Raw genomic sequence first — 10,590 nt, forward strand, 5'->3', positions numbered from 1 at the left:
CGCCCTTTGTCCACCGGCAACCCTGCCTAAACCAGCAGCGGTTCAAGCACGCGTCTTGCGGCATGCCCGAACGGCACGGGGCGCCGTGCCATGCGGTCGACATTCACATGGATGAAAAAGCCTTCCGCCGCCGCGATGTCTTCCTCGTTGCGGAAGAGCCCGATCTCATAGCGGACGGACGAGCTTCCGAGCCGGGCGACACGGATGCCGGCCGTGACCACGTCCGGGAAGGTCATTTCCGCGTGATAGCGGCACCCTGTCTCGACGACGAGGAAGATCTCCGATCCTCCCCTGATATCCAGAACCCCGTTTTCGATGAGGAAGCCATTCACCGCGCTGTCGAAGAGGCTGTAATGGACGACATTGTTCATGTGCCCGTATGTGTCGTTGTCCGACCAGCGCGTTCCGATCGTCCGGAAAACCTTGTAGCCGGAGCGCCCGCCGGGTCCCGTCCGTTCCGTCATCACCAGGCCGCCTTGTAGATCGAGAGGGCGTCCGTTTCACTTACCGCCCGGGGATTGTTCACGAGGAGCCTGGTCTGCTTCATGGCGTCTCGCGCCATACCCGCCAGATGCTCCTCGCCGATGCCGACATCCCGCAACCGGGCTTGCAGCCCGAGCCGTGCCGACAGTTCGGCCAGCCGCTCGATGAAGGCCGCGCAGCGCTGCCCGCCATCCTGCTCGCACGAGAGATCCGGAAAGGCATCGGCGGCGATCTCCGCATAGACGGACGCCGCCTCCGGCGCGTTGAAGCGCAGGACATGGGGAAGCACGAGCGCGTTGGAAAGCCCGTGCGGAACATGGAACGTCCCGCCGATCGGATAGGCGAGCGCATGCACGGCGGCGACCGGCGAATTGGCGAAGGCCTGGCCTGCCAGCATGGAGCCGAGGAGCATCGCACCTCGCGCCGCCCGGTCCTTGCCGTCGAAGACCGCCGTCTCGATGTTCGCGCCCAGCAACTGCAGCGCCTGCCGGGCCAGCATCCTGGAGAGCGGATTGTTGTTCGCGTTTCGGGAGGCATAGGCCTCGATGGCGTGCACCATCGCATCGATGCCGGTGGCAGCCGTGATCGACGGCGGCAGCCCGAGGGTGAGGTCCGCATCGAGGATCGCGACGTCGGGCAGGATGACCGGCGACGAGACACCGCGCTTCTCGTCGCCGCCCACCGTGATGATCGAGACCGGCGTCACCTCCGATCCCGTCCCCGCCGTCGTGGGCACGAGCGCCAGGGGCAGCCGGGGGCCCTTGGCATTGCCGACGCCCCACGCGCCATCGAGATCCTCGCCCGAGCCGCAGACGAGCGCCACGACCTTTGCCACATCCAGCGAGGAACCGCCGCCGAAGCCGATCACGCCTGTCACGCTCGCGGCCCTTGCCGCCTCCACCGCGGCCTCAACCGTCGCCAGCGAAGGGTCGGCCTCGACCGCATCGAAAACGGCAACCTCCATTCCCGATCCCGAGAGCGCGGCGAGCGCGGCGTCGCACAGGCCAAGCTTCCTGAGGCCGCCGTCCGTGACGAACAGGATGCGCCCGCCAAATCGCGGGCCGAGCAGGCCGCCGAGCTCGGCCGCGGCGCCGGGGCGGAAAACGATCTGGCTCGTCGTATTGAACACAAAGGGATTCATGATTTTCTCCTGTGCCGTCCTGCATCACGCCGCAGGAAGGCTTTCGCGAAGTTTGACCCGCAGGATTTTTCCCGATCCCGTGCGCGGGATCTCGGCCACGACATAGACACGATCGGGCACCTTGTAGGAAGACAGGCGGGCCTTGCAATGCCGGATCAGATCCTCCTGGTCGAAGGGCCGCCCGTCCTTGACGACGATGCAGGCGACGGGGACCTCTCCCAGCATGGCATGGGGCATTCCGATCACCGCGCAGTCCATGACCGTGTCGTGCAGCAGCAGGATCGCCTCCTCGACCTCCGCCGGCGCGATGTTCTGGCCGCCGCGGATGATCAGTTCCTTGAGGCGGCCGGTGATGGTGAGGAAGCCGTTCATGTCGGACTTCGCGAGGTCGCCGGTATGATACCATCCGTCCACGATGGCCTTTTCCGTCTCCAGCGGCTTGTTGTGGTAGCCCTGCATCAGGTTCGGGCCCTTGCAGATCAATTCGCCCTCGACGCCCGCCGGCACATCCAGCCCTGTTTTCGGATCGACCAGACGGACCGCAAGGCCCGGCACCGGCAGCCCGCAGGAACCGGGAACACGCCATTTTCCGGGCCAGTTCATGGTCACCATCGTCGATGTCTCGGTGATGCCGTAGCCATCCAGAAGCGGGACGCCGAAGAACGCCTCGAAGTCGCTGTTCAGCGTTCCCGGCATGATCGCTCCGGCGGAGACGCAAAGCCGGACGGATGAAAGCAACCGTTCCCCACTGGCCTGGCAGGCCGACAGGAAATAGTGGAAGACCGTCGGGACGCCCGGCATGAAGGTGAAGCGGCCCGTGCGAAGAAGTTCCGTCGCCTGGGAGGTCGAGAACTTCTCCATGATATATTCGCTCGCGCCCGTCGCGATGATGGAGAGAACCGCGATGTTGAGGGCATAGGAATGATAGAGAGGCAGGGTGTTGAGAACGACGTCGTTCTCGTTCAGCCCGGCGATCGGCGCCCAGCATGCCGCCGCCACCCAAAGCATGGAGCGCGTCGACAGCAGGACGCCCTTGGGCTGGCCCGTCGTGCCGGATGTATAGACGATGAAGGCCGGGCGATCGATATCCCGGTCATCCTCGAAGGCTGACGCCGGCGCCGCTGCGCCAAAGCCGGCCTCCTCGTCCACGGCGATCACGACGGGCGGTTTGCCGGCGCGCGGCGGCAATCCGTCCACCGGCGGCTGCTTCTGCGATGGCATGATCACGAAGGCGCATTCCGCATCGTCGATGCGGTAGGCGAGTTCGGCCTCGGTCGCCTCGATGCTGACGGGAACGGCGATCCCTCCCGCCCGCACGACGGCAAGGCAGGCGACGACCCAGTTCACCGAGTTCGGCAGGAAGATCGCGACGGCCTCGTCTTTCGCGAGGCCCAACGCCACCAGACGAGACGCCAGCTCCGCGGTCTCGCGGTCCAGGGCGTCATGGGAGACCGACCGTCTCCTGTCCTCGAAGGCCATCTTGCCCGGATACAGGCCCGCATTCCGCCGAAGGATTTCTCCGACCGGCGCGATAAGCTCGAAGTGTATCATGTTCTCCTCCCGCTCCTCCCGGTCAGACCATGCAGAATCCGCCGTTGACGCTGATCACCTGGCCGGTCACCCAGGAGGATGCCTCGGAAGCCAGGAAGGTCACCATCGGCGCCACGTCGCCGGGCCTGCCGATGCGGCGCAAAGGATAGGCCTTTACGATCTTCTCACGGTTCTTCTCGAGAAAATCGGGATCGGAATGGGACGTTTCGATCAGGCCGAGCGAAACCGTGTTGACCGTGATGTTGTTTCGGCCGAATTCACGGGCCAGCGACTTGCCGAGCGCGATCGTGCCGCCACGCGCGGCCGCGGCCAGCGCCAGATTGGCTTCGCCGATGCGGGAACTGTCGCCGACGAGATTGATGATGCGGCCGGAATTCTGCCCGATCATCAGCGGCGCGACGGCGTGGCAGCAATTGATCGCGCCGTAGAGGCATATGTCGATCTGCTTCCTCCAGTCTTCAGGGGTCGAATCGACGAACCGCTGGTATTTGACGTATCCCGCATTGTTGACCAGCACATCGACGGTCCCGAAATCCGCCTTGATGGCGGCGACCATCGCCCTGACCTGATCGTTTTCGCTGATGTCGGCCCTATAGGCCCTGGCCTTTCCGCCGGCGGCCGCGATCGCGGCGACCACCGCCTCCGCCTCGGCCTGCGAACGGCTGTAGTTCACGGCGACGATGGCGCCTTCCGCCGCGAGAGACCGTGCGATATCTCCGCCGACATCTCTTCCGCCGCCGGTCACCAGCGCCACCTTGTCATTCAGATTGGTCTGCATTCACGAAACTCCTCGATAGTCTGACGGCTGCAGCGCAGCGCAATCCAGTGCGGCCCGGTCCGCGGAACGAAGCCGGGTCATTTCCCCAGAAACCGGGGCGAACGCTTGTCCTTGAAGGCCTGCCGGCCTTCGATGTAGTCGTGGCTCGCGCTGGCCTCGTCGATCAGCCTGCCAGCCGTGGCGTGATCCAGCGTCCCGCGCGCGCAGCCGTTGAGAATGAACTTCGCGCCCGCAATCGTAAGGGGGGCGTTTTCAGCCAGCTCCGCCGCCCGGTCGTGCGCAGCGGCAAGCGCATCCTCCGCAACCTGATCGATGAAGCCGATATCGAGAGCCTGCCCGGCATCGAAGCGGCGGGCCGAGAAGAGGATGCGTTTTGCCTGCGTCACCCCCACGAGCGCGCACAGCTTGCGGGTCGCGGAGATACCGTAGACGATCGACAGCCGTGCTGCGGGGATTGCGAAGACCGCATTGCCTTCGGCGACCCGGAAATCGCAGGACATGGCCAGGTGCGCCGCGCCGCCGAGGCAATATCCCCGCAGGGCGGCGATCGTCGGCTTGGAAACCTCGTATATCGCGTCCCCCGCGGCATCGACCGCCACCTCATAGGCCTTGCTGGCCTCAAGGCCGCCGCGCACCGCGTCGAACTCGCTGATGTCGGCGCCGGCCGAGAAGTCGGCGCCGGCGCCCGTCAGGATGATCGAACGGACCGACGGGTCCCGATCGAAGGCGCGGAACAGGTCGGCGAGCTGCCGCCACATCGCATAGGTTACGGCATTCCTGTGCCCGGGGCGGCTCAATGTGACCACCGCGACACCATCCCTGTCTTCAACGAGAATATCGCTCATTCGCCTGCCCTCGAACTGCCTGGGAAGCGCCCGGCCGCTTGCCGGGCGCCGTCAACGTCACTTCTTCACGAGCGGGCACTGGCTTTCCGCAAGCGGACGGAAAGCCTCGTCGCCCGGAATGGTGGTGACGAGCTTCAGGATGTCCCATTCGCCGGTGGATTCGGCGGGCGTCTTGACCTGGTAGACGTACATGTCGTGCACCATCCGGCCATCCTCGCGGATCTTGCCGTTCGTGGCGAAGAAGTCGTTGATCGGCGTCTCGCGCATCTTCGCCATGACCTCCTGGGCGTCGGTCGTGCCGGCGGCCTGGACGGCCTTCAGGTAATGCATGGTCGAGGAATAGTCTCCCGCATCGCCCATGTGCGGCGGGCGGCCGACGCGCTCTTCGAAGCGCTTGGAGAAGGCCCGCGTCGCATCGTCGCGATCCCAGTAGAAGGCATTCGTCAGGATCATGCCCTGCGCGGTATCGAGGCCGAGCGAATGAACGTCGGTATCCCAGACGAGCAGGCCCGCGATGGTCTTGCCGGAGGCGGCAAGGCCGAACTCCGCCGCGGACTTCACCGCATTGATGAAGGTGGTGCCGGAGCCCGCCATGGCGACGACCTGCGCCGGCGATGCCTGCGCCTGCAGCATGAAGGCGCTGTGGTCGGACGTCTCGATCGGATAGCGCACGGCGCCGGAGACCGCGCCGCCATTGTCCTCGACGATCTGCGTCGCGTCGGCTTCCAGCGCATGTCCGAACGCGTAGTCGGCCGTCAGGAAGAACCAGTTCTTCATGCCCTGCAGGAGCAGCTGGTTGGCGGTCCCGTTGGCAAGGGCATAGGTATCGTAGGAATAGTGGATGCTGTTCGGCGTGCAGCCGTCGTTCGTCAGGCGTGACGAGCCGGAGCCGTTGACGATGGCGATCCTGTCCTCGTCCTTCGCGACCTGCGTGACGGCCAGCGCAATGCCGGAATTGATCAGGTTGTTGATCATCGTCACGCCCTGCGATTCATACCATTCGCGCGCCGTGGCCACCGCCACTTCCGGCTTGTTCTGATGGTCGGCCACGACGACTTCGAGCGGCCGGTCGAGAACCTTGCCGCCGAAATCCTCCACCGCCATCCTCACAGCGGTGATCGCCCCCTCGCCCGCCTCATGCGAGAACTGGCCGCTGACATCGGTGAGCACGCCGATGCGGACGGGCGCGGCATCCTGCGCCCCGGCGGACATGGTCAAGGCGCCGACAGCCGCGGCGCAGGACAGTAGCATAAGCTTGTTCTTCATCGTTCTTCCTCCCAGGTTCGGCGCCCTGAGCTCCTCCCAAGGCCCTATCATCAACTTGCGTTATCATACTAAGATTACGCTTGAAGCTTGTATCTTGTGCGATGCAACAGGCTTTATGCAGCAAGGTAAGCAGAGTTTTCCGCAAAGCGCAAGCTTGCATTATTAGACTTTATGTGTTTTTCTGATCATGCCGGAACCGAACAGTGGGAAGGCGGGCGCGCCATCCGGCGCCCGCCCGGAGAATGAGAAAGCCGGCGGAGGAGAAAACGTGCTGGACACCGCACCCATCATCGAGGCGCGCGCTTTGACGCGCTCCTTCGGCGGCTTCGTCGCCGTCAAGAACGTCGACCTGAAGATCCGCGCCGGCACGATCCACGCGCTGATCGGGCCGAACGGCGCCGGCAAGAGCACGCTGTTCAATCTCCTGACCAAGTTCCTGTCGCCGAGCGGCGGACAGATCCTGTTCAAGGATCGCGACATAACGCGGATGGCGCCCGCCGACATCGCGCGCATGGGCCTCGTGCGGTCGTTCCAGATTTCATCGGTGTTCCCGCATCTCAGCGCGCATGAAAATGTCCGGGTCGCCCTGCAGGCCCGCGCAAGGGAGACATTCGCATTCTGGAAATCGAACGCGACGCTCCGCCGCTTCAACGAGGAAGCGGCAAGGCTGCTCGACAGCGTCGGCCTTGCCGACCGGGCGCAGACAAAGGCCGCCGAGCTGTCCTACGGGCGAAAACGCGCCCTCGAGCTCGCCACCACATTGGCGCTCGACCCGGAAGTCCTGCTTCTCGACGAGCCGATGGCGGGAATGGGCACGGAGGATATCGGCCGGACGGCCGCCCTCATCCGCAGCGTCGGCAAGGGACGCACGGTGCTGATGGTCGAGCACAATCTCGGCGTCGTCTCCGACCTGTCGGACCGGATCACGGTGCTGCGCCGGGGAGAGGTCATCGCGGAAGGAAGTTATGCGGACGTTTCCGCCGACAGCGAAGTCCGCAAGGCCTATATGGGAGGCAGCCATGGCTGAGGCTCCCCTCCTTGACGTCAAGCGTCTCGAGGCCTGGTATGGCGAAAGCCATGTGCTGCACGGCATCGACTTCGATGTGCGCAAAGGCGAGGTCGTGACGCTTATCGGCCGCAACGGCGCCGGCAAGACGACAACGCTGCGCAGCCTCGTCGGCGTCGTCGGAAAGAGGCGCGGCGCCTGCATCTACAAGGGCGCGGACCTCCTGAAGGTGGCGCCACACAAGGTCGCGCGCCTCGGCATCGGCTACGTGCCGGAAGAACGCGGCATCTTCTCCTCGCTCAGCGTGCTGGAAAACCTCCTGTTTCCGCCTGCCTGGCAGGCGGGCGGCATGGCGGTCGACGAAATATACGGCCTTTTCCCGAACCTGAAGGGGCGGGACAGCACATCGGGCACGCGCCTTTCCGGCGGCGAACAGCAGATGCTGGCCATCGGCCGGGTCCTCCGGACGGGCGCCGACTTCATCCTGCTCGACGAGCCGACCGAAGGCATCGCCCCCGTGATCATCGAGGAGATCGGCGCGGCCCTGCGCATCCTCAAGGATCGCGGCATGACGATCATCCTGGTCGAGCAGAACCTTCGCTTCGCGGCATCCATCGCGGACCGCCACTACGTCCTCGACCAGGGAAAGGTCGTCGACGAGATCCCGAACCACGCACTCGACGCCAACATGGACCGGCTGAACAGATATCTCGGAGTCTGATCCATGACGCGCTCCTTTCAGATAGGTAGAAACCGATGACGGACATCTTCGGGGTTCCCATTGCCGTCCTGCTCGGGCAACTGCTGCTCGGCCTGATCAACGGCTCCTTCTATGCCCTCCTGAGCCTCGGCCTCGCCATCATCTTCGGCATGCTGAACGTGATCAACTTCGCCCATGGCGCCTTCTACATGCTCGGCGGCTTCGCCGCCTGGCTCCTGCTGTCGAGCCTCGGCCTCGGCTACTGGGAAACGCTCGTCATCGCCCCCCTGGTGGTGGGAGCGCTGGGCGCCGTCGTGGAGCGGCTGTTCCTCAAGCGCCTCTACAGGATCGACCACCTCTACAGCCTGCTCCTGACCTTCGGGATCGCCCTCATGCTCGAAGGGCTTTTCCGGCATGTCTTCGGCGCCGCCGGCAAGCCCTATCCCATCCCGCCGTCGCTGACGGGCGGCATCAATCTCGGCTTCATGTTCCTGCCGATGTACCGCGCCTGGGTGATCGTCGCCTCCCTTGCGGTCTGCCTCGCCACGTGGCTTGCGATCGAGCGGACGAGGCTCGGCGCCTACCTGCGGGCGGCGACGGAAAATCCGAGCCTCGTCCAGGCCTTCGGCATCAACGTCCCGCTCATGCTGACCTTGACCTATGCCTTCTGCGTGGGCCTTGCCGGCTTTGCCGGGGCGCTGGCGGCACCGCTCTACCAGGTCAGCCCCGGCATGGGTTCCAGTATCATCATCGTGGTCTTCGCGGTCGTCGTCATCGGCGGCATGGGATCGATCGGCGGCGCGATCGTCACCGCCCTGGCGCTCGGCGTCATCGAGGGGCTGACCAAGACATTCTATCCCGCGGCCTCCTCCATAGCGGTTTTCGTGGTGATGGTCCTTGTCATTCTCATCCGGCCGTCCGGCCTGTTCTCCCGCGAGGCTTGATCATGAACAGCACAACCGCGACCTCTTCCCTGACGGCCCCTCGCCGCCTCCGGACGACCGGCGGCCTCCTTCTCGCCCTCGTCGCCGTGCTGATGATCGGCGCGCCGCTGGCGATCTATCCGCTCTTCCTCATCAAGATCCTCTGTTTCGCGCTCTTCGCGGCCGCGTTCAACCTCGTCCTCGGATATGCGGGGCTCCTGTCGTTCGGGCATGCGGCCTTCTTCGGTGGGGCGGCCTATGTCGCCGCCCACGCCGCCAAGGTCTGGCAGCTGCCCTTCGAGCTCGCCGTGCTCGCGGGAACCGCCTTCGCCGCGTTTCTCGGCCTTGCCTTCGGTACGCTCGCCATTCGCCGCCACGGCATCTACTTCGCGATGATCACGCTCGCCCTCGCGCAGATGATCTATTTCATGGCGGTGCAGATGCCCTTCACCGGCGGCGAGGACGGCATCCAGGCCGTGCCGCGGGGCTATCTTCTCGGGATCGTCGATCTCCGCAACATCACCGCGATGTACTACACGGTCCTCGGCGGAACGGTCCTTGGCCTCGTGATCATCTGGAGGACCGTCAACTCGCCCTTCGGCCACATCCTCTCCGCCATTCGCGAGAACGAAACGCGCGTCACCTCGCTGGGCCTCAAGCCGGAACGCTACAAGCTGATCGCCTTCACGCTCTCCGCCGCGCTCTCCGGTTTCGCCGGCTCGCTGAAGGCGATCGCGTTCCAGCTCGCCTCGCTCGTGGACGTCACCTGGCACATGTCCGGCGAAGTCATCCTCATGACCCTTCTCGGCGGCATGGGCACGCTGATCGGCCCGATCGTCGGTGCCAGCATCGTCGTCGGGCTGGAGCATTTTCTGTCGACGAGCGGCCTGCCGATCACCTTCATCATCGGCCTGTTCTTCGTCGTGTGCGTGATGATGTTCAGGCGGGGCGTGTTCGGCGAGCTGAAGGCGCTGCTCGATCGCCCCAGGGCTTGATGTAAGTCTTCTTATGCAAGCGATTTTACCGGGGCCACGTTCGGCCCCGGTTTTCGGCCTCAGCCGGCGCGCCTTGCGCGAGACCCGAACAGGTAACCGATGGCCGCGGCCATGACGAGCTGCACGACGCTCCCCATGTCCGGTGAAATGCGCGCCGGACCATCCGCCTGCGGCGCAAGGCTCGGCAGCAATCCCCCATGGATCGCCCACATCGCCACCACGACGGCGGCGAAAACGACAGCCGCGAGAACCGTCAGGCTGAGCGACGCGCCGGCGGGCGACGCGGCGGCCTGCGCGGGAAGCACACGCGGGGCGGCGGAGGCACCCCCGCCGGAAGACGCGACGGCGGCCACCTGCCTTGCGGCACCGGCCTTAACGACGGCATCGCCCGCGGCAGGCGCCTCCGGGGACTGGCGGGCGAGGATTTCCTCGGCGAACCGCTTGAAAAACTGCCCCGACATCTGCTTTGCGGTTGCATCGATGAGCCGGCCGCCGAGTTGCGACAGCTTGCCGCCGATCTGGGCGTCGACGGTATAGTGCAGGACGGTCCCGTTCTCGACCGCTTCCAGGCGAACGACCGCCACGCCCTTCGCGAATCCGGCGACGCCGCCCTGCCCTTCGCCGGTGATGCGATAGCCGTTCGGGGGATCGAGGTCCGACAGCGTGACGGCGCCCTGGAACCGGGCCTTTACCGGACCCACCTTGATGACGGCGACAGCCGACATTTCGGTCTCGGAAGACTTCGTCAGTTCCTGGCATCCGGGGATGCAGGCTTTCAGCACGTCGGCATCGTTCAGGGCGCTCCACACATCCTCCCTGCGCGCGGGAATATGCTGCTGGCCGGTCATGTCCATGGAATTTCCTCCTCGTCCTCCGGCGAAAACCCTTCATGTCCCGGGGCG

The 10,590-nt window shown here is 65.1% G+C and carries 11 protein-coding genes; 4 read left to right on the top strand and 7 right to left on the bottom strand.

Going from position 1 to position 10,590, the window contains the following annotated elements; genetic code table 11:
* Positions 1 to 26 precede the first annotated feature (26 nt).
* The 6 genes from MUU56_RS02455 to MUU56_RS02480 form a co-directional block, all read right to left on the bottom strand.
* The gene (locus MUU56_RS02455; protein WP_244765730.1) at positions 27 to 464 is read right to left on the bottom strand and encodes an acyl-CoA thioesterase; all 438 of its coding nucleotides are present in this window, start codon (positions 462 to 464) and stop codon (positions 27 to 29) included.
* Complete coding sequence (locus tag MUU56_RS02460) at positions 464 to 1,624, bottom strand: iron-containing alcohol dehydrogenase (RefSeq protein ID WP_244765731.1); 1,161 nt, start codon at positions 1,622 to 1,624, stop codon at positions 464 to 466. Before MUU56_RS02460 ends, MUU56_RS02455 begins: the two co-directional genes overlap by 1 nt.
* A 24-nt stretch (positions 1,625 to 1,648) precedes the next feature.
* Positions 1,649 to 3,175 carry a class I adenylate-forming enzyme family protein gene (locus MUU56_RS02465; RefSeq protein ID WP_244765732.1) on the bottom strand — a complete coding sequence of 509 codons (1,527 nt, stop codon included), beginning with the start codon at positions 3,173 to 3,175 and terminating at the stop codon, positions 1,649 to 1,651.
* 22 nt (positions 3,176 to 3,197) lie between these two features.
* Entirely contained in the window at positions 3,198 to 3,953 is a 756-nt protein-coding gene (locus tag MUU56_RS02470) for an SDR family NAD(P)-dependent oxidoreductase (protein ID WP_244765733.1), read from the bottom strand.
* Positions 3,954 to 4,030: 77 nt separating this feature from the next.
* The gene (locus MUU56_RS02475; RefSeq protein ID WP_244765734.1) at positions 4,031 to 4,798 is read right to left on the bottom strand and encodes an enoyl-CoA hydratase-related protein; all 768 of its coding nucleotides are present in this window, start codon (positions 4,796 to 4,798) and stop codon (positions 4,031 to 4,033) included.
* A 57-nt stretch (positions 4,799 to 4,855) separates the two neighbouring features.
* Entirely contained in the window at positions 4,856 to 6,064 is a 1,209-nt protein-coding gene (locus MUU56_RS02480; RefSeq protein WP_244765735.1) for an ABC transporter substrate-binding protein, read from the bottom strand.
* A gap of 187 nt (positions 6,065 to 6,251) precedes the next feature.
* Between MUU56_RS02480 and MUU56_RS02485 the strand changes: the two genes are divergently transcribed.
* From MUU56_RS02485 to MUU56_RS02500, 4 genes are read left to right on the top strand one after another with little or no spacing between them, the layout of a single operon-like run.
* A complete protein-coding gene (locus tag MUU56_RS02485) occupies positions 6,252 to 7,091 on the top strand; it encodes an ABC transporter ATP-binding protein (protein ID WP_244765736.1) in 840 nt (279 codons plus the stop codon).
* Positions 7,084 to 7,791, top strand: a complete 708-nt coding sequence (locus MUU56_RS02490; protein WP_244765737.1) for an ABC transporter ATP-binding protein — start codon at positions 7,084 to 7,086, stop codon at positions 7,789 to 7,791. Before MUU56_RS02485 ends, MUU56_RS02490 begins: the two co-directional genes overlap by 8 nt.
* 35 nt (positions 7,792 to 7,826) lie before the next feature.
* Positions 7,827 to 8,714: a branched-chain amino acid ABC transporter permease gene (locus MUU56_RS02495; protein ID WP_244765738.1), complete on the top strand. Its 888-nt coding sequence runs from the start codon at positions 7,827 to 7,829 to the stop codon at positions 8,712 to 8,714.
* Between the two features lie 2 nt (positions 8,715 to 8,716).
* Positions 8,717 to 9,688 carry a branched-chain amino acid ABC transporter permease gene (locus MUU56_RS02500; protein ID WP_244765739.1) on the top strand — a complete coding sequence of 324 codons (972 nt, stop codon included), beginning with the start codon at positions 8,717 to 8,719 and terminating at the stop codon, positions 9,686 to 9,688.
* A gap of 59 nt (positions 9,689 to 9,747) precedes the next feature.
* Here the strand turns inward: MUU56_RS02500 and MUU56_RS02505 are convergent, their stop codons facing one another.
* Entirely contained in the window at positions 9,748 to 10,542 is a 795-nt protein-coding gene (locus MUU56_RS02505) for an SRPBCC family protein (RefSeq protein WP_244765740.1), read from the bottom strand.
* Positions 10,543 to 10,590: the final 48 nt, after the last annotated feature.

This window comes from Shinella yambaruensis (assembly GCF_022899355.1).
GTDB lineage: Bacteria > Pseudomonadota > Alphaproteobacteria > Rhizobiales > Rhizobiaceae > Shinella > Shinella yambaruensis.